At 43.5% G+C, this 26,475-nt stretch carries 21 protein-coding genes; 5 read left to right on the plus strand and 16 right to left on the minus strand.

The annotated features are described in order from the left end of the window. Positions 1–2: 2 nt before the first annotated feature. The 3 genes from ACKI5J_RS06960 to ACKI5J_RS06970 are packed head-to-tail and all read right to left on the minus strand — an operon-like array spanning position 3 to position 4,169. Positions 3–1,718, minus strand: a complete 1,716-nt coding sequence (locus ACKI5J_RS06960; RefSeq protein ID WP_407427896.1) for an IlvD/Edd family dehydratase — start codon at positions 1,716–1,718, stop codon at positions 3–5. Between the two features lie 10 nt (positions 1,719–1,728). Next, positions 1,729–3,324 carry an aldehyde dehydrogenase (NADP(+)) gene (locus ACKI5J_RS06965; RefSeq protein ID WP_407427898.1) on the minus strand — a complete coding sequence of 532 codons (1,596 nt, stop codon included), beginning with the start codon at positions 3,322–3,324 and terminating at the stop codon, positions 1,729–1,731. Between the two features lie 5 nt (positions 3,325–3,329). Next, on the minus strand, positions 3,330–4,169 hold the full coding sequence (locus ACKI5J_RS06970) for a fumarylacetoacetate hydrolase family protein (RefSeq protein WP_407427900.1): 840 nt from the start codon (positions 4,167–4,169) through the stop codon (positions 3,330–3,332). Positions 4,170–4,334: 165 nt separating this feature from the next. Between ACKI5J_RS06970 and ACKI5J_RS06975 the strand changes: the two genes are divergently transcribed. The 4 genes from ACKI5J_RS06975 (at position 4,335) to ACKI5J_RS06990 (ending at position 11,575) form a co-directional block, all read left to right on the plus strand. Beyond that, positions 4,335–5,216, plus strand: coding sequence for a helix-turn-helix domain-containing protein (locus ACKI5J_RS06975; RefSeq protein WP_407427902.1), 882 nt, complete (start codon positions 4,335–4,337; stop codon positions 5,214–5,216). A 1-nt stretch (position 5,217) separates the two neighbouring features. After that, a complete protein-coding gene (locus ACKI5J_RS06980; protein ID WP_407427904.1) occupies positions 5,218–6,744 on the plus strand; it encodes a gluconokinase in 1,527 nt (508 codons plus the stop codon). 123 nt (positions 6,745–6,867) lie between these two features. Next, a complete protein-coding gene (locus ACKI5J_RS06985; protein ID WP_407427906.1) occupies positions 6,868–10,014 on the plus strand; it encodes a SusC/RagA family TonB-linked outer membrane protein in 3,147 nt (1,048 codons plus the stop codon). 10 nt (positions 10,015–10,024) lie between these two features. Next, positions 10,025–11,575: a SusD/RagB family nutrient-binding outer membrane lipoprotein gene (locus ACKI5J_RS06990; RefSeq protein ID WP_407427908.1), complete on the plus strand. Its 1,551-nt coding sequence runs from the start codon at positions 10,025–10,027 to the stop codon at positions 11,573–11,575. 85 nt (positions 11,576–11,660) lie between these two features. Here ACKI5J_RS06990 and ACKI5J_RS06995 read toward each other — a convergent pair whose 3' ends face one another. The 9 genes from ACKI5J_RS06995 to ACKI5J_RS07035 form a co-directional block, all read right to left on the minus strand. Further along, positions 11,661–12,212, minus strand: a complete 552-nt coding sequence (locus ACKI5J_RS06995; protein WP_407427910.1) for a dihydrofolate reductase family protein — start codon at positions 12,210–12,212, stop codon at positions 11,661–11,663. A 19-nt stretch (positions 12,213–12,231) separates the two neighbouring features. After that, positions 12,232–12,684 carry a DUF2059 domain-containing protein gene (locus ACKI5J_RS07000; RefSeq protein ID WP_407427912.1) on the minus strand — a complete coding sequence of 151 codons (453 nt, stop codon included), beginning with the start codon at positions 12,682–12,684 and terminating at the stop codon, positions 12,232–12,234. A 524-nt stretch (positions 12,685–13,208) separates the two neighbouring features. Beyond that, on the minus strand, positions 13,209–14,321 hold the full coding sequence (locus ACKI5J_RS07005; RefSeq protein WP_407427914.1) for an SGNH/GDSL hydrolase family protein: 1,113 nt from the start codon (positions 14,319–14,321) through the stop codon (positions 13,209–13,211). A gap of 195 nt (positions 14,322–14,516) precedes the next feature. After that, positions 14,517–15,968 (minus strand): family 43 glycosylhydrolase, encoded by a 1,452-nt coding sequence (locus tag ACKI5J_RS07010; RefSeq protein WP_407427916.1) that lies wholly within the window; start codon positions 15,966–15,968, stop codon positions 14,517–14,519. Positions 15,969–16,012: 44 nt separating this feature from the next. Continuing rightward, a complete protein-coding gene (locus ACKI5J_RS07015; RefSeq protein ID WP_407427918.1) occupies positions 16,013–16,747 on the minus strand; it encodes a hypothetical protein in 735 nt (244 codons plus the stop codon). Between the two features lie 517 nt (positions 16,748–17,264). Beyond that, complete coding sequence (locus ACKI5J_RS07020; RefSeq protein ID WP_407427920.1) at positions 17,265–17,759, minus strand: hypothetical protein; 495 nt, start codon at positions 17,757–17,759, stop codon at positions 17,265–17,267. Between the two features lie 261 nt (positions 17,760–18,020). Continuing rightward, a complete protein-coding gene (locus ACKI5J_RS07025; protein ID WP_407427922.1) occupies positions 18,021–19,094 on the minus strand; it encodes a mechanosensitive ion channel family protein in 1,074 nt (357 codons plus the stop codon). Between the two features lie 157 nt (positions 19,095–19,251). Further along, positions 19,252–20,274 (minus strand): LLM class flavin-dependent oxidoreductase, encoded by a 1,023-nt coding sequence (locus ACKI5J_RS07030; protein WP_407427924.1) that lies wholly within the window; start codon positions 20,272–20,274, stop codon positions 19,252–19,254. An 80-nt stretch (positions 20,275–20,354) separates the two neighbouring features. Beyond that, a complete protein-coding gene (locus ACKI5J_RS07035; protein WP_407427926.1) occupies positions 20,355–20,981 on the minus strand; it encodes a TlpA family protein disulfide reductase in 627 nt (208 codons plus the stop codon). A 426-nt stretch (positions 20,982–21,407) separates the two neighbouring features. On the opposite strand from ACKI5J_RS07035, the gene arr reads away from it, so the two are divergent. Continuing rightward, positions 21,408–21,836, plus strand: coding sequence for an NAD(+)--rifampin ADP-ribosyltransferase (gene arr, locus ACKI5J_RS07040; protein ID WP_407427928.1), 429 nt, complete (start codon positions 21,408–21,410; stop codon positions 21,834–21,836). Between the two features lie 296 nt (positions 21,837–22,132). Here arr and ACKI5J_RS07045 read toward each other — a convergent pair whose 3' ends face one another. From ACKI5J_RS07045 to ACKI5J_RS07060, 4 genes are all read right to left on the minus strand, one after another. Continuing rightward, entirely contained in the window at positions 22,133–23,644 is a 1,512-nt protein-coding gene (locus ACKI5J_RS07045) for an ADP-ribosylglycohydrolase family protein (RefSeq protein WP_407427930.1), read from the minus strand. Positions 23,645–23,778: 134 nt separating this feature from the next. Beyond that, positions 23,779–24,954, minus strand: a complete 1,176-nt coding sequence (locus ACKI5J_RS07050) for an AGE family epimerase/isomerase (protein WP_407427931.1) — start codon at positions 24,952–24,954, stop codon at positions 23,779–23,781. Between the two features lie 103 nt (positions 24,955–25,057). After that, positions 25,058–25,741 carry a GDSL-type esterase/lipase family protein gene (locus ACKI5J_RS07055; protein ID WP_407427933.1) on the minus strand — a complete coding sequence of 228 codons (684 nt, stop codon included), beginning with the start codon at positions 25,739–25,741 and terminating at the stop codon, positions 25,058–25,060. A gap of 1 nt (position 25,742) precedes the next feature. Continuing rightward, entirely contained in the window at positions 25,743–26,444 is a 702-nt protein-coding gene (locus ACKI5J_RS07060) for a GDSL-type esterase/lipase family protein (RefSeq protein ID WP_407427935.1), read from the minus strand. Positions 26,445–26,475: the final 31 nt, after the last annotated feature.

The following is a 26,475-nucleotide window of genomic DNA, read 5'->3' on the forward strand; positions in this document are numbered from 1 at the left end:
TATTAATGTGAATCTCGCAACACTTCATCCCCCGATTGACCTGTGAGGAAGTCGAGATCCGCTCCCTTGTCTGCTTGCTGAACATGCCTTACATACATTCCTACATATCCGCGGTCCGTCACGTAAGAAGGTTTGAGCCAACTTTTTCTTCTCAGCGACAAGTCCTCGTCAGAAACATGGACATTTATGGATCGATTTTTAGTATCGAGCGTGATCATGTCTCCGTTCTGTACCAGTGCGAGATTTCCGCCAATGGCGGATTCAGGTGACACATGTAAAATAACCGTTCCAAATGCGGTACCGCTCATCCTTCCATCGGAAATTCTCACCATATCAGTTATCCCCTTCTCCAGAAGTTTTTTAGGGAGTACCATATTACCCACCTCGGGCATGCCCGGGTATCCAACAGGCCCCACATGCTTTAATACCATGACGCAGGTTCCGTCAATGTCTAGGTCAGGATCATCTACACGGTTATGATAATCCTCGATATTCTCAAAGACCACGGCCCTGCCGGTATGCTGCATCAGTGCCGGGGTTGCGGCAGAGGGCTTCATCACGGCACCATTCAATGCGAGATTTCCTTTCAATACCACAATCCCGGCCTCAGGGATCAGCGGATCCTCATAGGTGGTAATGACCTCACGATTATGACAACGGCACTTTCCAACAATGTTTTCGCGGTGCGATTTACCGTTCACGGTAAGGGTATCGAGGTTCATCTTATCGTTTAGCTCATTCATGATCACCGGAATGCCACCCGCATAGAAGAAATCTTCCATCAAGAACTTCCCGGAGGGCATCAGGTTCAGAAGCAGAGGAATACTGCTTCCCAGATTATCATAATCTTCTAAATGAATATCTACACCAATACGGCCGGCAATAGCTGTCAGATGAATGATAAAATTAGACGATCCACCGATTGCTGCATTTACCTTAATGGCATTCTCAAACGCTTGCCGAGTAAGGATCTTCGACATACGAAGATCTTCTTTCACCATTTCGACGATCCGCCTTCCCGACATCCGGGCCAGAACCTTTCTCCTCGAATCAACCGCCGGAATGGCCGCTCCTCCCGGAAGGCACATACCGAGCGACTCGACCATACAGGCCATTGTAGAAGCCGTTCCCATAGTCATGCAATGGCCAGCGCTTCTGGACATGCAGCTTTCGGCAGCCAGGTATTCGTCTTGAGTTATTTTGCCTAATTTTAGGTCATCTGTTAGCTTCCATACTGCTGTACCTGACCCAATTTGTTCGCCATTATAGTGGCCGTTCAACATCGGTCCTCCGGGAACGACGATGGTAGGCAAGTCCACACTCGCAGCGCCCATCATGGTAGAAGGAGTTGTTTTGTCACATCCGGTTAAGAGCACTACCCCATCCATCGGGTTTCCTCTTATAGATTCCTCGGCATCCATGCTCGCGAGGTTGCGGAAGAGCATGGCCGTCGGTTTTAGCAATGTTTCACCTAAAGACATGATCGGAAATTCAACAGGGAAGCCTCCCGCCTCGAGTACACCCTTCTTTACCGCTTCTGCGATGTCGCGCAGGTGAGCGTTACAGGGAGTAAGCTCAGACCAAGTATTGCAAATTCCGATTACAGGCCTACCGTCAAACATATCATCCGGGATACCTTGATTCTTCATCCAGCTTCGGTAAAGAAATCCCATTTTACCTGTTTTGCCGAACCATTCTGAGCTTCTGTAAGCACACATATCTTGTGAGTTAGATTATTTCGTTAGTATGTACTCCGTTGACCAGACGCCAAATCGCGAGCGGATTCTCATCTTTCAATTCATCCGGAAGCAGAAAGTCCGCGAAAGACTGGTAACATACGGGTCGGGTAAACCTGAAAATAGCCGCTGTTCCTACTGATGTTGTGCGGGAGTCGCTGGTAGCAGGATATGGTCCACCATGAACCATCGCGTGGCTTACCTCTACTCCGGTAGGAAAACCGTTGATCAGAATTCTGCCAACTTTCTGCTCCAGGATGTCAAAAAGTTCTTTGTAGTTGGCAAGATCTTCATCTGTAGCATGAACGGTAGCCGTTAGATGCCCTGAAAGCTTGTTAGCGAATTGCAAGAGCTCCGCTTTAGAAGGTGTGTTTACTACAATTCCCGAGGGACCAAATAACTCTTCTTCCAGCGACGGGTCCTGGCTGAATGCCGTATGATCTGCTGAAAATAACGTGGGCACGGGTTGTTTTTCATTTGCTATGCTACTCGCTAACACTGCCAGAGCCGGATGAGCGGAACGCTCAACCACACCTTTCGAGAAAGCTGTGCCTATCGCTTCTGTAAGGAGCGAATGTGTGGTTGCGTTGCTGATGCCATCTTTTAAGGCAGACCGGAAAATATCGCTTTCGGGCGAACCATCTTCCTGGTAGACAAGAAGTCCGGGATTCGTACAGAATTGTCCCGCTCCCATAGTTAGCGATTGCACATAACCAGCAGCAATCTTATCGGTGTGCTGCTTTAATGCTCCAGGTAGTACAAAAACCGGATTGGAGCTGCCCATTTCAGCATATACAGGAATAGGTTTAGGTCTGTTAAAGGCGGCTTCTGCTATAGATTTGCCGGCTTTAAAGGAACCAGTGAATCCCACAGCCTGGATAGCAGGATGAGTGACCAGTGCAGTACCGGTTGATGGTCCGTCGCCATGCAGCATGGAAAACACACCTTCGGGAAGACCACAATCCGCTGCTGCTCTCAGGATAGCCTTACCAACCAGTTCGCTTGTTATGGGATGGGCGGGATGGGCTTTAAAGATTACCGGACAACCCGATGCGAGAGCCGAAACAGTATCTCCTCCTGCTACAGAGAATGCAAAAGGGAAGTTACTGGCGCCGAATACTGCAACAGGGCCTAGCGGTATTAACATGGACCGAAGATCTGGTTTAGGAAGCGGGCTTCTGTCGGGGATCGCGGTATCAATACGCGCATCGACCCATGACCCTTCTGCAATAAGTTCAGCAAAGAGCTTTAACTGATTGACGGTACGTGCCACTTCACCTTCAAGACGTGGCTGAGGCAAGCCCGTTTCTTTTATGCAGACCTCGACAAGTTCTGCCTTACTATTGGCCAGTTCATCAGCAATCTTAAGCAGAAAGGCTGACTTATCCAGACCAGAAGTCTTACGGTAAATAGGAAAAGCGATTTCTGCCAGGTTTGCTGCCTGGCCTACTTCTGCAGCAGTGGCTTTATAAAACCGGATCGATGACACGGCTCCGGAAGCAGGGTCAACAGAATGGAAATATTCGCTTCCTTCTGCCTGTTCCTGATAACCGATTAATTGCTTTCCTTCAATATGGCTGATATTCATATGTTTTATTGTGTAACTGTATTATTCAACGTTCCGATTCCTTCGATGCTGATACTGATGCGGTCGCCTACGGCAAGCGTAAAGTCGTCTGAGGGGACTATTCCCGTTCCTGTCATTAAAAACGCACCATTCGGAAAGGACATCTCTCTAAAAAGATAAGAAGAAAGTTCCTTTAAGGTCCGTTTCATCTTGCTCAGTAAGACGGAATCTGAAAAAAGCTCCAAATCGTCTCTCTTTATGGAGAGACTGATCTTTGTATCCGGAGAAATAGGATTTTCGGGTACATACAGACATGGCCCTATCGCCGCTGCTCCATTATAGCACTTCGCCTGTGGCAGATACAACGGATTTTCACCCTCAATATCCCGGGAAGACATATCATTCCCGATGGTATATCCTTCAATGGAGCCTTCAGAGCACATAAACAAGGTGAGTTCGGGTTCAGGAACATTCCAGGCTGAATCTTTGCGGATACGTACTGTACCACCATCTCCTGTCACCCTGTAGGGTGCAGATTTAAAAAACAATTCCGGACGTTCTGCATCATACACCCTTGAGTAAAAATCACCGCCTGCAGAATCCTTTGCTTCTTCTATCCTGGCTTCCCGGCTACGGAGGTAGGTTACACCCGAAGCCCAAACCTCCTGGCCATTCAGAGGCGCCAGCGTAGCTTCAGGAATTTGCAGGTCGGCTTGCTGCTCAGGAGGACATCCCTTTATTTCTTCTAATAACTGGGAGTATAACGATGGCCTGTTGATAAAACTATCCCAATCCCGCCGGGGGAAAGAATAGGACTTATCCATGAAATTGATAACAATAGCTTCTGGAGTACGGAATATATGCATGGCTAGTTAGAGATTTAGAGTGGTTAGTTGGTATTCGCAAGTTTGGGAAATTAAACAGTCGACAATACCATTAAAATTCGCCGTTGATTTTTATACAAAACAACTGGAGTAATTATGTAAACTTGTAGTTAAACAAACTATCCGGAGCAACCCCTACATACCTAAATGAACCAATTTATACTACAGCAAGGGACCTCAAGGGAGCTTGAACGCTTTCCGCATATGATTGAATTTGCACTAAAGCGGATCAACACCTTGCAATTAGATGAATTTTACCAGGAAGCCCCCGATCTGGTACGGGTTTATTATATCATTGAAGGGAAATTTGAGTGGCAGGTGCAAGAACAGAACCATACGCTTTATCCGGGTGACGTATTGCTTGTCCTTCCAAGGCAGAAACTTACAGGACAGGAACGTATCCTGAATGTAGGCACACTATGCTGGTTAAAAATCAAAGTTACAAACAGTTCTAACAAGCCAACGATAGGTCAATGGAGCGGACTAACGCATCCCGACATTCAGAGTATCTGGCGTATACTCAACATCAAACCAGGTCGTTCCATCATGAAGTTCAGGGATGCGGGAACTCTCTTCAACGCCATTTATGTTGAACTGATGAACCGGGAGATTGGCCATTACACGCGAATCAACGCCATGTTAGCAGAACTCTTTATCCAGTTCACGCGCAACATCATGAAGCAGAGCACGTCTACCCGAGACTTTCCTCAAATTTTTCTTAAGCTTGACCATGCATTGCGCCGAGACCTGAGTCACCAATGGACGGTGGAGGAAATGGCTGCGATAGCCGATATGGGAACGACTACTTTTACGGAGAAAGTCAAAAACTATTCTGGATTTTCACCGCTTAACTATCTGATAAATATTCGAATTTCAGAGGCGATAAAACAGTTGAAGAAATGCGACGCCAATGTAACTGAAATAGCTTTAAGTACGGGATTCTATTCATCTCAGCACTTTGCAACCACCTTTAAGAAGCTGACTGGGTATACCCCTAGTCAATTTCGTAAAAAGAACTTATCTGATTAATATGAATTGCATTATCACTATAGAAATGGGCACGAATGCGGTGAGAATTTTCGCATTTAAGATCGACGGCACCTTGATCGGTTCATCCAAGGGCCATTATCCCACATTTCACGACGAGCAAGACTATAGCGAGCAAGATCCTGAACAGATGTTCATCACGATGCTCTTTGTGTTAAAGAACCTTTTGATAGAGAAAATTCACCCTCAGAAATACCGGGTAGATAGTATCTGTTTTTCCGCTTCAATGCACAGCTTACTGGCAGTTGATAAGAAAGGGATACCCATCGGGAATGCTATCACCTGGGCCGACAACCGCGGAAAAAAAGAGGCTACTGATCTAAAGAACTCTGCCCTGGGCAGAGAGATCTACAGCCTCACCGGCACCCCCATACATCCTATGTCACCGCTGGTAAAGATTGCCTGGATCCGGAACAATTTGCCTGACAGGTTTAAAAAAACATGGAAATTCCTTTCCATTAAAAGTTATATTATACAACAACTGACAGGTGAATATATTATCGATCAGAGTATTGCCTCAGCGACAGGGCTTTTTAATATACACGATCTGCAATGGGAGCAGAAATCCCTTGATTATGCAGGCATTAACAGCGACAGGCTGCCAGCGCTTTGTGAAGTATTCTTTTCAGATCTTAAATTGAGGAGGGAGTATCTGAACACCTTGAAATTAGATATAGGCACGCGGATTATAGTAGGCTCCAGCGACGGGTGTATGGCCACGCTCGGTGCCGGTATCTGGGACGGCAATAAAGCCACTATTACTGTTGAGGACAGTGGAGCCCTTCGGGTGGTCAGTGATAAACCCATTCACGACGAGAAACAGCGGTTATTTAATTACGTACTTACCAGCCAACACATAATCTCTGGCGGACCCACAAACAATGGGGGTTTGATTTTTGACTGGTTCAACAGTCAGTTCGGTGATTCAAAAACCGGCTTTAACATGGATCTTGCTGCGGAGGGTTTGATTGAAGAAGCAACCGAAGTTCCCGCAGGTTCCAACGGTGCTATATTTTTGCCTTATCTGCTGGGGGAGCGGGCTCCGATCTGGGATGCCAACGCCAGGGGCGTATACTTCGGACTCAACATCCGTCATGAGCGGAAGCATCTGGTTAGGGCCACCATAGAAGGAATACTGTACGGCATTTATAATATTGGGCAGTCGATGGAGGCGCATCGCACCATCGACTCCCTCTCGCTGAACGGAAGCTTCGCCACTATCCCTTTTTGCGCGCAAATGATCTCGGATATCTTTAATAAACCGGTCGGGATTATAAGTGAACGTAACAGTGTGGGAAAAGGAGCATTTTTATTAAGTGCCATTAATATGGGAATCTATAAAAACATAGATGAGGCCGCAAAATCTGTCACATTACCCGTAGACTACAAGCCAAATAAACAAAATCATAAAACATATAATCAATATTTTAGGGTGTTTGAGCGGCTCAGCGTAAAATTAGCAGATGAATTTCAAGCAATATCCGCACTTCAGCAAGAGAATGGATCATAAAGAGACAAGTTCTTTGTATAACATTCACCGCTGAAAATATTTGGAAGTATCACATAGGTTAAGGCTATACTTTTACTAATAGGACAACAGACTATAAACTAAAACTAACCTTTCTTCCGAATTATGGCTGCAAAACTTTTGTGCATTTACCGCAACTTGCGGGGTAGACACCTATTGTCTCTATTAATTTTCTTACTGGCATCTTATGCAGCTCAAGGACAAACTGTTACGGGCACAGTAAAAGACCAGAAGGGCGAAACACTGATCGGCGTGTCAGTAATGGTAAAGAATACGAACACCGGGACGAGTACGAGCGCCACGGGTAGGTACAGTATTCAAACCGCTCCTGACGCAATCCTTATTTTTAACATGGTAGGTTTCAAAAGAACCGAAATTCCTGTTAACAGGAGAACGGTAATCGATGTAGTACTAAACGAAGATTCGCAGGATTTAAGCGAAGTAGTAGTGACCGCCCTGGGTATAAAAAAGGACTCAAGAAAGCTGGGTTACGCTGCAGAAACTGTAAAGCTGCAGGAGATTCAACAAAATCGTACGACGAATGTCATGACGTCTCTGGAAGGCAAGATAGCAGGCCTTGAGATTGCGCCACCATCATCGGGTGCAGGCGGAGGAAACAGGATCCGGTTAAGAGGACAAGCTGCTTTTTCAGGCGCAAACAATTCCCCCTTAATTGTAATAAACGGCTTGCCAATGGATCAGGGTGCACGTGGAGCCGATGGAAACAACGGTCTCGATCTGGGAGACAATATGCAACAGATCAACCCGGACGATGTAGAAACCATGACCGTACTGAAGGGTGCTACAGCGGCGGCCCTTTACGGTTCCAGAGCAGCTAATGGTGCGATCATCATCACGACTAAGACGGGCAAGAAAAACGCCCAGTTTGGGGTAGAAGTAACTTCCAACTTTGCGTCTGATGAGGTACTTGACTTTAGCGATTATCAATATGAGTATGGCCAAGGACAGGCAGGTGTGCGTCCAGCAAATCAAGGGGCAGCAATAAGCACCGGACAATTTGGTTGGGGAGAAAAATATGACGGTGTGCCAACTGTACAATTTGACGGAGAACTCAGACCTTATCTTCCTCAGAAGCACAGGATAACCAACTTTTACAGAACAGGTACGTCATTCATCAATACTATCGCCCTATCAGGTGGTAATGCAACAGGAAGCTATAGAACGTCATTTTCCAATCAAGACGTAAAAGGCATTTCGCCAAACAACGACTACCATAAAAAAATATTTAATCTTGGCGTAAATCAAAACGTCACAGAGAAGCTATCTGTTCAGGTTAATATCAACTATACTAACGAGAGAAACGAAAACCCACCAGAAGTAGGTATCCAAGGCATGGGCGCCCCTAACTTCCTCCACAGGATGGCTAATTCCATATCCCTGGATGTACTAAAAGAAAAAGCTCTGGCAGACAACGGCATTACCGAACGGCAGACATCAGGATTTCAAACTACATTGATCAACCCCTATTTTTTAATGCCCAGACAGTTCATTCGTAGCAACCGTGACCGGTTCCTGGGTACAACCACCGTTAGGTATGATTTCTTCAACTGGCTTTATCTCCAGGGAAGGGTGAACATGGACTACGCAACCCCTTTCTTCGAGCGAAATACGCCAACCGGAATGGGCAGTTCGACACCTTTTAATGGCACCGGTGCCGGATACAATGGCGCTTATGCCGTCAACAACAGTACCGAAAAGCAAATGAATATGGATTTCCTGCTGGGCGTTAACCATGAGTTTGGGAACTTTAGCGTCGATGCCAGCATAGGTGGAAACCGATTTACTATCACCAATAAAAACGTAACACAAAATGTAACTGATTTTACTGTATTAGGTCTCTACTCAATTGAAAACGGCATAACAAAGGATCAGACCTTCGGTATCTACAAAGAACAAGTCAATTCGCTTTATGCCTTTGCGGATATCGGCTATAAAAACCTCCTGTATTTGAACGTAACAGCGAGACAAGACTGGTTTTCGGTTTTGGATCCCGATAATAATTCTTACTTGTATCCATCTATTAGCGGTAGTTTCATTTTCTCTGAGTTGTTCAAAGGATCGTCCTGGCTTAACTATGGTAAGTTGAGAGCCACATATGCCGATGTCGGCAGCGCAAACGGAATCGGCGCATACTCAAACCGCCTTGCCTATGGAGTTGAAGCGAATCCCTTCAATGCGATAAGCTTAGGAACCATTCGTAATGTGAACAGTCCGAATCCTTTAATTAAGCCTTTCGGTGTAAGTGAAAAGGAGATTGGACTGGAACTGAAGACGTTTAACAGCAGAGTAAACTTAGATATCGCCGTCTATGATAAACAAACAAGTGACCAAATCATTATAGTGCCTATCTCCAATGCCTCCGGATATACCGGTACTCCACTAAATCTTGGTTCTTTAGAAAATCGCGGTGTGGAAGTGCTGCTTGATTTACTACCCGTAACGACACAAAACTTTAAATGGAATAGCTCCTTTAATACCGCATTAAATAATTCGAAAGTATTGTCACTTGCACCGGGCGTAAACCGACAGATCGTTTCCCAGTTCGGAGGAAACGAATTTATCGGCTCACTCGTGTATGAAGTGGGTAAACCGTTGAACCAGCTTGCCGCCCGAACCTATTTAAGGGATGAGAATGGAAATATTGTTGTCGGATCTAACGGTCGTCTTTTGGCCAATGACAGCGATGTTCTTTTTGGAACAGGAACCCCGAAATATACAGGAGGATGGAATAACTCATTCCGATACAAAAACCTGACCATGTTAGTGCATATCGACTACAAGTTTGGCGGGAAAATCCTTTCGTCTACAGCGCTCAATGGATTAAGACAGGGACATACAAAGGCTTCCCTGGTTGGCCGTGAAGGTGGTGTGATATTTCCTGGTGTAAGGGAAGATGGTACTCCGAACACTGTGGCAGTAGATCCTCAAACATTCTATACTGATTACCGCAACCTGCAGATAGCAGATCCCTTTATTTACAAATCAGACTTCATCAAGCTAAGAAATATTACTCTGGCTTATGACTTTTCTAACATGATTGGAACAAGGTGGAAATTTGTTAAAGGGTTGACATTAGCCGCTTCCTGTAGGAACGTCCTGATTATAAAAAAATACATAGACGATCTTGATCCTGAAGCGTTCGCATCATCAGGTGACAACAGAATCGGTTATGAACAAACGACCCTACCAACTACCCGGACCTACGGACTAAACCTAAATGTGAAATTCTAAGATTGGCATCATGAACAGATTAAAATATTATATACATACCTTGCTAATTGCATTCTGTTTGTCCGGTTGCGACAAAGATTTTGAAGAGGTAAATACCAATCCGTATGCGCTTACGGACATCAATCCGGCACTGCTATTTGCCAACGCTCAGCGACTTACCAGTGGCGGCTTTTATGAATCAGAACAAACAATTGTTCAACAATTTGTTAACGCATACAACCTTGGCGCTACGACAGGTTTCAATTTCAATGAGGATGCCAACATTTTTAATGTACCACGCTGGAATGATAACTATCCGGGCCCTGTTAAGTTCCTGCAACAGGCTATCGAGTTAGTTAAAGACGACCCGGCACGCAGCAATCTGTATAACCAGATGAGAATATGGAGAGCGTACATTTTCATGACCCTGGTGGATACTTACGGCGATGTACCTTACAGTGAAGCAGGTAAAGCCTACATAGGTGGTCTTTACTACCCGAAGTATGACAAAGACGAAGTTATTTATGAAGACCTCTATAATGAAATCAAGTCAGCAACCGTTGCCCTGTCTCCTGATAAAGATCAGGTAAAGGAAGAACTCTTCTTTGGCACCTCCGGATCCGCTGCTATTCAGGTAGACAAATGGAAAAAGGTCGGCAATTCCCTCCTTCTTCGTCTAGGAATGAGATATTCAAAGCTAGATCCAACGAAGGCTGCTTCAATAGTTCAGGAAGCCTTCAGTGGCGGTGTAATGTCATCAAATACTGATAATGTGCTGGTTCAGTACAATGCCACCTACAACAACCCCCTTAACGCGGTGATAAGAACCGGAAACCTGTATTATTTCTATCTGGCGGAACCATTTGTAAACAGGTTAAAATCATCAAACGATCCGCGGCTTAAATATATCTCCGGAAAGTATGCGGCCCCGAACGAGGCTCTGGCGCAAACTCCTGACACGACAATGGCGAATCAATTCGGCTTCCCGATAGGTTATGATCAAACAAGTGTAAAGAATGCGCCAGGATACAGAGGAACCGCAGGTACAGGCCAAAACTATTCGCAGATAAACTTAAGGGTTTTCGGAAGCGCTACCGCTCCAATATTCTTCGTTACAAATGCGCAGACTAAGCTCCTGTTGGCAGAAGCTGCATTTCGCGGTTGGCTTCCAGCGGGAGCTTCGACAGCCGGAGAATATTATAATGCCGGCGTCAAAGCGTCTATGGAAGAATATTCACTATATCCAACAGTGCCCAGCCCGGCAATTCCTGTGAGCACCCAGGATAGTTACCTGAATCAGCCAGCTGTTGCTTACAGTGCTGATAACGCACTGGAACGCATCAACACGCAATATTGGATTGCCTCTTTTGGAAATGGAGCAGAATCATTTGCGAATTTCCGGAGAAGCGGATATCCTGCACTGACACCAAACAATTACAACAACAACTTGCAAGGTGGATTTGCCAGACGTTTCGCTTACCCGAACGAAGAGTCTGCAAGAAACAGTGAAAGTTACCAGGCGGCGGTTGCCAGTTTTGGTACCGATAATCTTATGACACGCCTGTTCTGGGATAAGCCTTAAAATGCTGTTCATGTAGAATGTCAGCCTGCACCAGCGAAACATTCATAGCAAGAGACCCTCTTATGTAGATGGTCTCTTGCTTCTCCTACTTCTCAGGTATGTACCTTAGAATAACACCTCCATTGGTTAAAGGTTGCGAAGAAATGAGAGACAGCTTCTTTGCGCTTTCTAGCTCAGGGAACAGACGTTTTCCACTTCCTAAAAGAGTGGGCGCTATTCCAATTCTATATTCATCAAAGAGGTCTTCTCTCATCAGAGTTTCGGAGAGATTGGCACTGCCAAATACATATATATCTTTATCTCCGACAGACTTTAATCGGGTAAGTTCTGCTACTACATTCTCGTTAATTAAGGTTGAATTATTCCAATTCGGTGATTGGAGTGTCCGCGAGCAGACTATCTTAGGCATTCTGTTCATCAGCTCGGCGATCTCACCTTCAGCTTCCTTCCAATAGGCAGCCATTCCTTCAAAAGTCACGCGTCCAAACACCAGGTAGTCTGCCGAATTTAGCTGCTCGATAGACAGACGCTCTAACTCTGGCCCCCACACCGTTTCATGAAAAGGAAGGTCCCAGCTTTTCGTTCCTTCAAAGTAACCATCTAGTGTGATGATATTCCACATGATTAGCTTTCCCATAGCATTCGATATTTGAAGTTTATTTATTTATGTATCCCTTAGCTCGAAGTTTTTCCATCACTCTTTCGCCTATTTGCTTACCCCACTCCTGGCCTGCAAGCATCGACTCCTGAGTGATCAGGGGAGTTTTTTCAGCGAACTTCCTGCCAGCGGGCGTTTCATAAAAAGAGATCACGCTTTGCAGGTCCGCCTCAGTTAAGTGCTTCTGATATATAGGTGTCAGCATGTCGACAAGCTGCCCTACCGCATCTTTGTTCATTTCGGCAGCAAACTCATCCCAGAATTCTACAGGCACATTTGACTGCTGTTGTTTAAACATCGATATCATTTGATTTACAATCCCACTATAGGCTAATTCTGATCCGGAAACCTGGATCATCTTCTTCAATGATGATTTGTAAGTACTACTTTCCTGGCTAAATGAAAGGGCCGTAATTAACGCGAGAATTAGTGATAAGACGATTTTTTTCATGTTGATTTTTTATAAATTTAGGTTAATAATTTCAACAATCAGACTCATTAACAAGACAATATACCAGCGGAACCAAGACTATTAAACCATAAAAACAGACCCATGAAGGTCCAGACTTGGGCGAATTTGGGCGTTAAAGGTTTTGAATGAACTAAAGCGTTTTATACCAGACTGGGCTTGAAGAAAAATGCATGGGCAGGAGAGCAGCGAGCTTGCAGCTTTTTGTTCGGTAATGATGCGTTTGTAATACACTTTTTTGCAGGACGGCACATTGAAAAAAGTGATGAAAGGAGAACTGGCTGACTTGAGCAAGGGGAACGAAATCATTTTCACCATCTCAGCTTAAACGGAGTTTGAAGTTAATAATAGGGCATTAAAGGTAAGGGATGCCGGAAGGGTGGTATTCAGTTTCCCTGAAAGCTTTTAGGACATGTATGCTTGTGCCTTCAAGGACCAAGACGGACTTCAGATTAATATTTGAAATGGGATTAATTTCTAACAAGCTAAGAGGATACAGTGTCAGGTTATTTTAATATTGATTTGATGAGCTTCTCATAAGCTTTTGCATAGCGAGTCATTCCAAGATCTGACGGATGAGCACCATCAACAGTTCCATCTACCCCCATCGTCACTTTATCATAAGTAAGCATATGTATATTTCTGACTCCCTCGGCACGCAATTTTCGAAAAGCCGCTACAGAAACACTATTAATCCTCTTCAAAGACTGACGCGTAGAAGAGTCAAGCCGGTTTTCTATAAAGCCTGAGTGCTGGGTAAGTACAATCGGCACCAGCTGATCTTTTTTTCTTATTGCTCTTACCGTTGCCAGGATGCGGTCTTCGACTTCTAAAGACTGAAAACCCTCTAAGTTGGGCAGGCAATCTAATATAAATATCCGGGCATCAATTTCGACAAGCAGATCGGCAACTTCTTTTTCCAACCGCCCATTACCCGAAAATCCCAGGTTGACGAGAGGCATGTGGAGGTTTCTTTCCAAAATTGCTGTCCATGCCATACCGGGGCGAGACGCGCATCCTCCCTGAGCAATGGAGGTTCCATACACTACGATCGGCTTTTCTTTTCGAGCCTGAAGCATCTCCAACGAGTTGTTTTTAGGAACTCCAATTTCCATCCAGCTCACATTATTGTACAAGGGTAGATACAGATGAAATTCTCTGCCCTGAGGGTAGTTTTCACTGTCCAGATCCAGATTTTGGTATCGATACGAAATGGTATCTTCGAACTTGTATTTACCGGTTGCCCAAGCCCAGCTTCCATCTCTATTCAGTGCGTATAAATCTATCCCACTTACACCAGTTGCCGGAAAGTGATTCATAGCATAAGTCTTGTTCTCTACCTTGTAACGTACTGTAATACTTCTTGCATCAGTTCTAAACCTGAGCTTCATCCCTGCTGCATTGCGCGATAATTGCCAGACCGCCTTCCTAACCGACTTCTCTGCCTTCGCCGGAAAACGATCATAGAAGTTTTTCACTTCAGCTGGCCAGGCCTGACCTTCCAGTACCTGAGAATTTTGCTGTGCCGGATTGAACCATTTCATTTTTTCCTCACCGGCGTTCTGGCCGTGCAAAAGACCGACATTAAAGAAGACCGACAGGACCAAGATATATTTCATACACATTTTCGGAATATACGACATTATTAACCCGAGACAAGATACAGGTCTTATCTGAAAATGTCTTTTTTCCCGTCATCTAAATAAGGCTGAGTCAATTAATATGACTTCGAATACTGTATCTAAAGATAGGATAATATCAATAATAAAGAAAAGCGCAAGTAAGATCGAACCTGTGCCTTTCTTTAAAAAAGCTTAATGAGCTTTAAAGTTCCATTTTGAATTATCACTCTTCATATCAAACTCGCCGAGTGTAGGAGTGCTATCTCCGGCAGACACTAAAGCCAGGTTCTTATTTAAACCAGGAACCACTTTCGGCATTATCCTGTAAGTTCCATCAGTTAGTTGATCAATCCGCCACAGTTGTTCTTGTGCGCCGGTAAATTTCGGAACTGCTATAACCTCTGCATCTGCCGTTGCTGCTAATGCCCGGTCGGTTCCTTCTATCACAATTTTAAAATATGAACCGCCCAAATAGCCGCCCGCTGCAGGAACTGCTGTAATTGTCCATTTTTGATGGGGTCGGAACATGTAATCACCTATTCTGACATCGATATTTCCTGTAGGCCACAATTTGATAACGTCTGCCAATTGTTGAGAGGGAACAGGCTTTATAGGCTCGTTGTTATCGCGGTTAAATCCGCGCATTGCGCCTGGCATTCTTGTAAAATCCACTGCCAGCTCCAATGCATAGCCCCTTCTCTCTGATTCAATCTCATAAGTTCCTTCCTTGAACAAGTCGCCGGCAATCGGCCATCCGTTTTTCCAGAGCAGTGGACGAATCCCCAATACGCTGCGACCACTTTGATCCAGGTCTGCTTCAAAATGGCAGGACATCTTTTCAACCCCATCACCGAGAACCATGCGCCCGAAGTGTCCCGGTCCATTTACTCTTCCCCCAGCCGAAATAACCATTTTACCGCCACCTTTCAGCATGTCTCTTCCCATATTATCCAGATAAGGACCTGTTACTTTACGCGAGCGCCCCACGACAATATTATAAGTCGAATTCGGTCCATCGCAGCACGTTCCGTGCGTTCCAAGAAGATAATACCAGCCATCCTCGAACATCAACGTTGTGGCCTCACAATCAATGGCTATATTGATGGCTTCATTCCCCTCAACCCGTTTGCCGGTCTTGGGGTCGAGTTCTACGAGACGGATAAACCCAAAGTATGTACCGTATGATAACCATAAACGGCCGTCTGTGGGATCGAGAAGAAGTCCGGGGTCAATAGCGTCGCAATCTTCCGTTCCATCAGAAGATGCCACAACAACAGCTTCCGTGTATTTGAAGTCAGGAGACTCCGGATCGAGAGTTTGGTTCCACATAGTCAGTATCCTGCCATTGTGTCCACCACCTAAACCTCCTCCTGTTGCACCATAGGCGACCAGGTAGCGGTCACCTATTTTCAAAACATCAGGAGCGGCTCCGCCGCCTGGTCGTACACCGCCTTTGTCCCATGTCCAGCCATCTTTCGATATTAATCCGCCAGACCCGGTACCGAAGGTATAGTACTTACCATCACACTCTGCAATCGTCGACGGATCATGAATAAATGGTTTTCCTACTTGTGCTACTGCTGTGCTGGTTAAAAAGCATGTTAATATGGCTATTGCGCCAGTTCTGTTAGTTCCTTTGATCATGGTGATTCCGGTTCGCTATATTGAGAAGTAATTAGGATGATTGTCTATTTTTGAGTAATAGTGATATCTTTTACCGGCGTTCCATTTTCATTGAGGATACGAACGCAGAAATCACTCATTCCGGGGCCATTAATTATGGCTCCGCGAATAATATTTCTTCCTTTATTAAGCGTCAACCGTTTCGAAACACCATCATCCATTACCATACGTCTGTCTCCTGATAGAAGCAGGGCTTCCTCCCCGTTTAGCCACCACATAGATGCTGAATTCGATCCGACGGCCAATCTCACATCCTTCATTTCCATGGGGCTGTCTACAATGGTCACCGCCCAGAAAAGCACTCCATATATCTCTTTTTCCAGCCCGTACGCAAAGCGAAACAGCTTTACGTTGAAATTTTTGCTATCCAGAGCATGCCATTTGAGCTCCTGATCCCCAACCTTAACCTTATCGCCATTTTTTGGCAGGACAGTCAATTGATTTGGGAAGTACTTCTCAGCAAAAGCTGCCCTTAAGTAGCTATCGGTAAATACCGTGTTACTCCGGTTAGGTTTATTTATCGGCTCCAGCAGTAACCAGCGCTGGATGAAACCTTCTGCGTCAGGAGCTTTCTTTGATGTGGTCGCCGGGCTGAAGTATGATGCTATACTTCTTGCGGTGTCCCTTTGCACAGCACTGTCCATTTTGTACTTTAACTTGCCAGACACCTTTTGTAATCCCATTCCGGCAGAAATTACAAAGACCACCCCCAGCAATATTGATTTGCGTTTTGTGTCCATAGTTGAACCTTAGGTATTATGATTGATTAATTAATTTAGGTTAGTTATTCAGATCAGTCTTCGTCAAAACTTGTTTAAATCTTTTGAACCATTGCGATATCTGTCACAATATTAATTGATTAGAGTAAGCTGAAATAGTATAATTGTCTAAAACGATAGGACTTTTGTCGGGAAAAGCCCGCTACGCACCGGGAAAGAAGATTTAACGGAGTTTTAGAACCTAGTATCTGAAATGATAATTTCGACGTTAGCAAGACTGTCATTTACGCGAATGTCGCAAGACAGCACAATATTACTTTGTTTGTTATAGGGATCAGTGATTTGCACCAAACAGGTGGCGCAGCTACCCATTCCGCAGCATAAGCCAAAGCCAGGAATGGCCAACTGATCTGCAATCAGGGTCATTAAGCTGTAGTATTGATTAGGCATGACCTGTATGGGATAAACCCTGCCGGCATATCGGAGAGAAAATAGTATTGTTTTTTGAACAGGGTTCATGCTGCTAACCTCCCTAAAACTATTCAGCCGTCGCCATGTACATATAACAGTTCGCACAGTGCAATGAACTCATCAATAGAATTTCTTTAGACGGTAAGGCTTCAAAGGCATCAGATGTGCTTATTTGATATTCATAATTCATTTTCTTCCATTTTAGTTGTGGCTTCATAACTAAGAGTTCTGTCCTCTCCTGGTTAGTAAGTTCAAATGACTCCTTGAAAAAGCCCCTGTGCCTAAAAAAACATCTTTGCTCGAGGTCTTCAACAAAAGCCTGAATAATTATTTCGCCCTTCCAATTCATCTGAAAATTGAGAAGTACATTCTCTCCATCTCGCAGTTCAACTTTTGTTTCCCAAAAACCTTTCGGTTCTATCTGATAAACAGATCGATTTACGAATACTATTTCAGCATTAAACTTAAACCAGTTTTTGTAGTTTAAATAGGCAACTAGTTCATCACTTTTCATCAGTTGAAAAGATTTAGCATTGGTTGATTTTGCCTGGTACTCCATCATGTTGATATGACTATAATCTGAGAGTAGCGATGTTTTCCTGATAATTGATATGCAGAAATAACGGTTCTTATTTCTAATAGAATGTTCGTATGAATTTAAGTATAAATATTGATTGTCATGAAAACTGTTTCTCCAGGAGCTACTATATTTTTGACTTCGACTAAAGTAACGGAAACTGGCATCTTGCAGGGCAGTATGATAGCAGGCCACCTGTAACCTCTTTAACAAACAGTAAATCTAAATAGTTAGAAATCATTTGTACTATGTTACTACAACGGCCTGGTCGATCTCCGCTCTCGTACGCGGCAAGCTCTCCGGATAGTTATTCTCAATGAATTTGATTAAATTCTCCCTAATGTAACACCGAAGATCGAATGCCTCTCCGGAATTCCTGGCGCTCATTAGCGCCCGTATCTCAATGCTCCTTTCCTTGGTGTCAGTTACCTGCAAAACATTCACCTTTTTATCCCATAGCGGAGACAAGTGTAGTAAACGGGTGAGTTCTTCGCGAACCTTTTCTACAGGGACCCTGTAATCGAGATAAAAAAACGCTGTACCGAGAATATCTGAAGAATTGCGTGTCCAGTTCTGAAAAGGCTTCTGAATAAAGTAACTGATCGGAAGAATCAGTCTCCTTTGATCCCAGATCCTCAGCACCACATAAGTCAGCGTGATTTCCTCGACTCTCCCCCATTCGCCCTCCACAACAAGGACGTCATCGATGCGTATAGGTTGTGTAAAGGCAATCTGAAAGCCAGCAAGTAAGTTGCCGAGAGACTGCTGTGCGGCGAATCCCAAAATAGTGGCGCCTATAGCCACCCCGCCCAATAATCCGGCCCCCAGCTTGCGCATATTTTCAAAACTCATGAGTATTGCAGCAATCGTTAAAACCACAATGATAGATACGAGTAGTTGCCGAATGAACTGCATCTGTGTCCGGATCCTTCTTGCTTTCAGATTATTTGACTGATTGATGTCGTATATATGGAATACCACCGATTCAAGAATCTTGATCGAATAGATAATCACCGCTGCAAATGCGAGAACAAGGCCAATCTCGACAATCTTATCAACCACTGCCAAAGAATCCTTGCTCATTCTCATTATCGGAAGGGTGGCATTGACCATGATCAGCGGAAGAAGGAAACCGACAGGAGTATGCAGGTGCTTAATGATTTGCTGAAAAGTGAAGCTTTTGCTACGCCTGTAATACAGCCAGACACTCTTATTCAGAATAAATCTGATAACCAGACCGGCAATGATTGCTAGGAACAGAACCAAGAAGTTGGAAATAAAATCAGGAAGACGTTCGAAGTAGGAAATCAAATTATTCATTCAGTACAGCTAAAATTGAAGTATTGATTTTCTAACAAGAGAAAGCATGTTTTGATTTCCTTAAGATCTTTTAGCTCCTTTTTTTAAATAATTGCAGAACTACACATTCTCGGATCAAGCGGAGATCAATTGCATTGCCAACACAGCTTCAAAACCCCTACCGCCACCCTAAGCCGGGAGCCACATGCTCAAGAATCGCAGATAACACATGCACATTATATTCAACGCCCAATGTGTTCGGTATAGTCAATAACAGTGTATCCGCTTCCTGAATAGCTTCATCTTTGGCTAATTCGTCAATAAGCTGATCCGGCTCTGCTGCGTAACCCTTGCCGAAGATCGCCCGCTTATCACTATCGATATAACCAAACTTGTCGTTGCGACTCGCTTCATGTCCGAAGTAGTACCGGTCCTGATCACTCACCAATGCAAAAATAGAGCGGCTCACAGAAACCCGCGGTTCGTGTTGATGTCCGGCTTTTTTCCAGGCATCTCTAAACAATCTGATTTGTTCTGCCTGTTGCACATGAAACGGCTTGCCGCTCTCATCGTACTTCAGCGTAGAGCTCTGCAAGTGCATTCCGTTTTCGGCGGCCCATACAGCTGTCGCATTAGATGCAGCTCCCCACCAAATACGGTTACGTAGTCCTTCCGAATATGGCTCCAGTCGCAACAATCCTGGTGGGTTTGGAAACATTGGATATGGGTTAGGCTTAGCAAATCCCACACCCTTTAGTTTATCCAAAAAGTCCAAAGCCTTTCTTCTTCCCATATCAGCATCACTTTCCCCTTCTTGCGGTTCGTAGCCGAAGTAGCGCCAGCCATCAATAACTTGCTCTGGCGAGCCTCTGCTAATACCCAATTGCAATCGCCCACCCGAGATCAGGTCGGCAGCGCCGGCATCTTCTACCATATACATTGGGTTTTCATACCGCATATCGATTACACCAGTTCCGATCTCTATTTTGCTCGTTTTCGCGCCAACGGCCGAAAGCAATGGAAATGGTGACGCCAATTGAGCAGCAAAATGATGCACGCGAAAATAAGCACCATCTAAACCAAGTTCCTCAGCTGCAACAGCCAGGTCTATGGACTGAAGTAAGGTATCGCCCGCTGTGCGCGTCTTATAAGAAGGATGATTGGACCAATGTCCAAACGATAAAAACCCAATTTTCTTCATTTAAGATTAAATATAATGAATAAGTAGAGCAGTTCCCATCAAACGAGGTAACTATTGCTTTAAGTTCACTACCCATTTAGTTACTCTTTGATCAATTCACCGATTTGTCTCAGAAAGCCATCTCCAGAGTAATTGGCAAAACCGGTATGATGAAACCTGATTTTACCGTCTTTGTCTAGTACAATTGTTGTAGGTAAAGCTCCTGAAAAAATTTCCTTCGGTACCCCACCATGGGATGTATATAAAGGAATTGAATATTGTTCCTTGTTCAGATACGCCTTTGCGGTGGAAAGTTTGCTATCCATATTAATGACTAAAAAGAAAACCTCAGGGTTATCTTTGAATGTTAGATACAGCGTTTCTATAGAGGGAAACTCTGCCCGGCAAGGAGGACACCAAGATGCCCAGAAATTAATAAACACTACTTTATTTCTCAAGGAAGTAGTATTTTGAACAGTTCCGTTTTCGTCTTCAAAGTTAAAATCAATCTTAGTTCCAACCGATTTCTCAGAGGCATCTTTTTCATCGATGTTCGCATTGAAGAGTCCCGTTAACATCATTTGTCGTAGTACAAACGATTTCGCATCTGAGTTAACCAGCATAACAATTAAGGCTGTACCCATTATAAGAGAAAAAGCATTGTTGCGAATGGATCGCAATAATTTCTCCATCCGCGGTCGTTCTTTTGAGTTTTCTTTATTTACCATATTTGCGACAGTCTTAGTCGTGCTAACTAGTTTTGGCTAATTTATATGAAAGATTGGTCATTTCGAGCTTTTATAGCAGCAGCTGAATGTACAAACTCCATAAAAGAATGTTCTGGGCTCAGCGAGTCAGGGTGTAGCCGATCATAAGAACCACGTAACGTTGCTTAAACGAAGATCATAAAGGAAGAATTACTAGTTCAGTGAAGGGAGGAGCAGATAACAACCAGAACCTTCTCGTGTAATAACGAAATGAATACAAAGGACTAACTCAGCGGAAGGAATGCCAAGAGCAGGAAATCAAAGATGCAGTTTGTTGCAAGGATAACGTATTGATTTGCTGCTTATTTCGCTGAAAAAAATATAATTAAAAACCTGACCGTAAAAGCTTTTTTCAGAATATTTTAGCTCTTTAAAGCAGTGTAAACGATGAAAACTAACTCAAAAGAACAAAGAGCATTCCAAGCAACTCCATTCTCACAAACCTACTTTCACGGAACCAAAGCAAACCTAAAAATGGGAGACTATATCGAGACTGGCCGCGACTCGAATTATGGCCAGAGGGAAACCGCAACATATATATATCTGTCGGCAACATTAGATGCTGCTATCTGGGGAGCAGAACTCGCTTTCGGAGATGGGACCGAAAAGATTTACGTAGTTGAGCCGACAGGGCCTATTGAGGACGATCCAGATTTAACAGACAGAAAATTTCCGGGCAACCCGAGTAAATCTTTTCGGTCTTCTCATCCGTTTAAGGTTCTGGGCGAAGTAACGGGTTGGCAAGGACATGATGTTGATCAGATTAAAACGATGAAAGATGGACTCGCCAAAATGATGAAGCGTGGACAGCCTTAAGCAAGGAATACCTGGCTATGGGTGAGCATGCTGCGGAAAATAGAGATCAAAAATAAGACCGGAGGAGTGCGTTCAAAAATCACTCCTCCGATGCAGTAGGGGCTATAGTTGGAAACCGGTCAAGGCATTTCCCTAAAGAGCTGATATCACATCGCGACATACTTTCCACCCGTTTTCAAGTCAAGGTGTGGTTGCAGGTTAACTGCATACAAGTGTATCAAGAAAGAAAGTTAAGTAAATTAGCTACGATTAAGTCCTTCTTCAAATCAATATCTCTTGAAAGAGCAGTGATAACGTTACCTATTTTGATGTTGCTTTTCTGTATACACCATGGCTCTTTCGATGTAAATCTTATGACCCTTAGAAAGCGGATTTTTATTTTCTGCTACCGTTAATGTAAGTTTATGCTTTCCCGGTTTCAAGTTTGTTTCGTGAAATATATACGCGCGATTAACATCATACTTACCAGCCTCTTCTCGGTAATATGTGTCAATTTGCCTGATGAATTTGTCGTCGATATACACGTCAGCCATACCTGCGTCTACATTCCAGCTTCCAAGTAAGGAGATTCCCGATCCTTCAAATTCGATCGTCAGTCTATCTTTAGGCGAATGCGCCACTTTATATAAATCAGGGTCGCCATCGCCGTATGTAAAGTCTTTCCAGGTTCCTAGAAGTGTCCAGTGTTGAGGATCCTTCATTCTTACTTCATAACTCATCACCGTATTTGGAAATGACTGTTCAAGTTTGCCCCGGAAGATTGGCTTTTGGGTCTTGATATAATAGCTGTCTTCTGTAATTTTTCCCCCATGTCGAATGATATTATCCTCAATAAATCCTATAGTTTGTATTTTTGCGGTATTATAGGAAGATTGAGTATGTAAAAAATGGCGGTCAGCGATCTGAGGGATGTGGGATTTAAAAACATCAGGTAACTTCTCATATCCATGTACTAAACCTATTACCGCAGCTGCATTCGCTGAATTACAATCAGTATCTTGTCCACATCTGATCGCTATTTCCATCGTCTTCTGTAAATCGTTATTGCCATATAAGAGGCCAATAACAATGTATGCACCATTCAACTTTGCATCAATGTTGAAGCTATGATATGGTGCACAAATATCATGTTTCGCCCATTTGTTTTCGATGAACTCCCAAGTTTTATACCAATCGTTCGGGTATTTCTTGTGGCAATCAATTACATCTTTAATACATTGTGCGTAAGTACTTTGTGCCGGAATTGCGTCCAATGCATCTGAGACAATTTTAGGAATATCCTTTTCATAAAAGGCTAGGGTATGCATTGCCGCGACAAACATTCCTCCATACAAACCATCTCCATATGCCATTATTCGTCCGATACTATCCGCCATAGCATTCGAGGATTGGGGCATCCCGGGATGTATGAAACCGATGAAATCGGATTCAATCTGAAAATCGATATCATCGGCATGCATATTATGAATTGGAGCTCCTGTGTGAGGAGGCACCAGGCCGTCGAAAATATTTTTACGTGCTTGTAAATTAGCATGACATAGAGGGAAACTGGCATTTGCAAAATCTTGCGCTATTAACTGAGTTGTTGCACCTTTACCATGTTTTACAAGACTGCTCATAAAACTAAGTTGCCCATAAATATCATCCTCTAGTAATGCCTTTTCCACCATGGTCGGCGTCCATGGAATGGAATCTTCATAGGTCTTACCTAAAGCTTTAAATTCCATCTCTCTTCCATACATTACGCCAATCATTTTCGCAGCCCAAGCCCCAGCAACTTTATCTTGCATTTCTTCTTTGCTTATCATTCGGAGCTGATTTTTAGAAATACTACACGACGATATTAGCGTAGCGAATGATAGAAAAATTAAGATTCTTTTCATGTTCAATTTTTTGATTATAAATACCATAAGATTTGCCCGACAGGCTGATTAGAAGATAATTAAGTTGCTACATGAAGCTTGTAAACACTTTGCAGCGATTCATATACTTTGAACAAAGCACGGGGCACGTGAAAACATCCCTTCCATTTTCCACCTTTCAACGTTAATAGCGGCTGCCCCAAGCGATTTAAATAGCCAAACCACTCGCCATACTCCGGATCAGCAAATTTTTCAAACGCATATGCGTCCAACTTTTCAAACCACAGTTTGCACGATTCGTTACCGGTATATTGATATCCTTTGGCCATACAAACCAGAGCCTCTAAGTGCACCCACCACAGCTTTTGGTCCCATTCTAATTGTTGAGGTGGTCTATTCAGGATGTCTTTAAAATAAAAAATTCCACCGTATTGCTCATCCCATCCAAATTCTAATGCACGCAGGGCTATCGTGATACACTTGTTCATTAAATTGACATCACCACGCCGATCCGCAAGATCCATCATAAACCACATGGCCTCAATGATATGTCCTGGATTTACTAATCTTCCATCAAAAGAATCAGAAAACGAACCATCCAAATGCACGCTCTCCATTATCAATCCACTCTCAGGTTGATAGAAAACTTCCATCACTTCATAGATAACTTGATCAATCAAACCGTCAACTGTTGGAGTACCCACAATATGTTCTAACTCTAAGGAAAGATTGCTCAAAATCATAGGTAATGAAAACCCTTTCAAATCGCGTGTGCCGGGAATGAGTTTACTGTATACACCTTTAGGATGTTGTTGCCGTTCCAGAATACGATTAAATGTATGAAGGGCAACTTGTCCGTATTCATCCGTCCCGGTGATTTTGTACAAAGCACCCAACCCCATAGTGGCGAAGCAATCTGAAAATATATTATACGGCTGAACTAAAGGTCTTCCCGAACGATCCAATGAAAAGTACCAGTCTCCATTTACATCGCGACCATTGTCTAATATAAATCTTGCTCCATGCTCAGCAATCTTCTTCCATTGATCTTTCGCTTCTAGTTTATCATACATCGTTGCCATCGTCCAAATCTGACGACCCTGCAACCACATGAACTTGTCTGTATCAAAAACAGACCCATCGCGCTCCAAACAAGTGAAGAATCCGCCTTGCTCTTGATCTATTGAATGTCGCTCCCAAAATGGGAGGACATTATTTACTAATTCTGATTTATATTTATTTACAAAATCTTTCATTACGAATTCTACTGTATCCTTTGTATTCCCTGTCTCTGCGTGTTAGCCTTATTGCAAACATTCTTTAGTAGCTGAATCTGCTCCCACGTTCGCATCTTCTTCATTATAGGAATCGTTTGTGTTTTAAATATGTCACCCACACTTTATATGCATCTATATTGATATGTATACCATCTGTTGTAAATTCCTTCTTCAACACATCGTCTTCCGCCAACACCTCGTTTAAGTCTACATAGGTCAACTTATACCGTTCAGCGATTTCTCTGGCTCCCGCAATCAGGGCCTTCACTGATACTTCCTTGCCTTTTAAATAATCATAAAGGAGGACAGACTCATTCAGTGGCAACGGGCTCTGTATATAGATTCTAGTCTTTGGACTTACCCGCTGAATCGTTTCGACAACTTTTTTATAATTATCAATAATCATCGAGGTCGGTATACTACTACCTACATCATTGATGCCCATCATCAGGAAGATTTTCTTCGGCTGATGCTTCGCCACGTTCTCTATACGAGCGTTCATTCCAAACGTATTATCTCCGCCAATGCCGCGATTTCCGATTTTATACCTTCTACCAATAAGTTCTTGCCAGGGACCGTGTTCAGTAATAGAGTTGCCGAAGAATATAACATCATAATGGCGATCTAAAAGACTTTGGTATAATTTCTCACGGGAAGCGTAATACCAGTTTTCGTAAGATGTATTTACCGGTAGAGGTGTACTTTCCTGCGCAAGAACTTGTCCAAGGAACAACATACATATCCCTAAGAAGCGAATTTTCCACATGTTATAAAGCTTTAATATTTTTTAAATAATCGACAAGTTGCACATACGCACTTACTTCTAAATGGATCCCGTCCGGGGTGATATCTTCCCTTAATTGACCTTTTTGATCAGTTAACGCAGGATACAAATCAATGAACTGGACATTCTTTTTCCCTATTGAAAGCTCCTTGAGGCCATTGTTGAGAACGGCTACATCTTGATTTTTTACAGATTTAAAAGCATCAATAAGCTTGCTTTCATTAATGGGTAAAATGCTGTTCAGATAGATCTTTGTCTTTGGCGAATGCTTCTGAATACGGTCTACAATCCGTGCGTAATTCCGAACAATGTAAGCAGTAGGAACGTTTCTCTTCAGATCATTTACACCGATCATTAAGAATATCTTCTTCGGTTGATGACGTAAGATTTCCTCAAGACGAGCAAGTACACCATATGAAATATCGCCACTGATACCCCGATTCAATACCGGAAGATCTGGAATGATATCATTCCAACGCCCTGCTTCAGTAAGGCTATCTCCGATAAATAAAATAGCTCCTCTTAACACCGGTAACTGGTTGAACATCATCAATCGTTCTGTATATCCGGAAAACACGTAATTGCTATCCACAGCAGCATGCTGTTGAGCGTTAACCGTTGTACCCCAGGTGAGCACAGTCGAAGCAATTAAAGCTCCTAATTTTCTTCTACAATTTGATATCATAGGTGGTTCTTACTAATGATAATTCCAGCAA

This window comes from Arcticibacter sp., from assembly GCF_045629565.1.
Lineage (GTDB): Bacteria > Bacteroidota > Bacteroidia > Sphingobacteriales > Sphingobacteriaceae > Arcticibacter.

Bases quoted from the DNA above. Each gene is read 5' to 3' on its own strand.
- ACKI5J_RS06980 (WP_407427904.1), top strand. From the start codon at position 5,218: ATGAATTGCATTATCACTATAGAAATGGGCACGAATGCGGTGAGAATT.
- arr (WP_407427928.1), top strand. From the start codon at position 21,408: ATGAAAACTAACTCAAAAGAACAAAGAGCATTCCAAGCAACTCCATTC.
- ACKI5J_RS06960 (WP_407427896.1), bottom strand. From the start codon at position 1,718: ATGTGTGCTTACAGAAGCTCAGAATGGTTCGGCAAAACAGGTAAAATG.
- ACKI5J_RS06970 (WP_407427900.1), bottom strand. From the start codon at position 4,169: ATGCATATATTCCGTACTCCAGAAGCTATTGTTATCAATTTCATGGAT.
- ACKI5J_RS06995 (WP_407427910.1), bottom strand. From the start codon at position 12,212: ATGGGAAAGCTAATCATGTGGAATATCATCACACTAGATGGTTACTTT.
- ACKI5J_RS06975 (WP_407427902.1), top strand. From the start codon at position 4,335: ATGAACCAATTTATACTACAGCAAGGGACCTCAAGGGAGCTTGAACGC.
- ACKI5J_RS07005 (WP_407427914.1), bottom strand. From the start codon at position 14,321: ATGAAATATATCTTGGTCCTGTCGGTCTTCTTTAATGTCGGTCTTTTG.
- ACKI5J_RS07050 (WP_407427931.1), bottom strand. From the start codon at position 24,954: ATGAAAGATTTTGTAAATAAATATAAATCAGAATTAGTAAATAATGTC.
- ACKI5J_RS07015 (WP_407427918.1), bottom strand. From the start codon at position 16,747: ATGGACACAAAACGCAAATCAATATTGCTGGGGGTGGTCTTTGTAATT.
- ACKI5J_RS07000 (WP_407427912.1), bottom strand. From the start codon at position 12,684: ATGAAAAAAATCGTCTTATCACTAATTCTCGCGTTAATTACGGCCCTT.
- ACKI5J_RS07045 (WP_407427930.1), bottom strand. From the start codon at position 23,644: ATGATAAGCAAAGAAGAAATGCAAGATAAAGTTGCTGGGGCTTGGGCT.
- ACKI5J_RS07060 (WP_407427935.1), bottom strand. From the start codon at position 26,444: ATGATATCAAATTGTAGAAGAAAATTAGGAGCTTTAATTGCTTCGACT.
- ACKI5J_RS07030 (WP_407427924.1), bottom strand. From the start codon at position 20,274: ATGAAGAAAATTGGGTTTTTATCGTTTGGACATTGGTCCAATCATCCT.
- ACKI5J_RS06985 (WP_407427906.1), top strand. From the start codon at position 6,868: ATGGCTGCAAAACTTTTGTGCATTTACCGCAACTTGCGGGGTAGACAC.
- ACKI5J_RS07035 (WP_407427926.1), bottom strand. From the start codon at position 20,981: ATGGTAAATAAAGAAAACTCAAAAGAACGACCGCGGATGGAGAAATTA.
- ACKI5J_RS06965 (WP_407427898.1), bottom strand. From the start codon at position 3,324: ATGAATATCAGCCATATTGAAGGAAAGCAATTAATCGGTTATCAGGAA.
- ACKI5J_RS06990 (WP_407427908.1), top strand. From the start codon at position 10,025: ATGAACAGATTAAAATATTATATACATACCTTGCTAATTGCATTCTGT.
- ACKI5J_RS07025 (WP_407427922.1), bottom strand. From the start codon at position 19,094: ATGAATAATTTGATTTCCTACTTCGAACGTCTTCCTGATTTTATTTCC.
- ACKI5J_RS07020 (WP_407427920.1), bottom strand. From the start codon at position 17,759: ATGATGGAGTACCAGGCAAAATCAACCAATGCTAAATCTTTTCAACTG.
- ACKI5J_RS07010 (WP_407427916.1), bottom strand. From the start codon at position 15,968: ATGATCAAAGGAACTAACAGAACTGGCGCAATAGCCATATTAACATGC.
- ACKI5J_RS07055 (WP_407427933.1), bottom strand. From the start codon at position 25,741: ATGTGGAAAATTCGCTTCTTAGGGATATGTATGTTGTTCCTTGGACAA.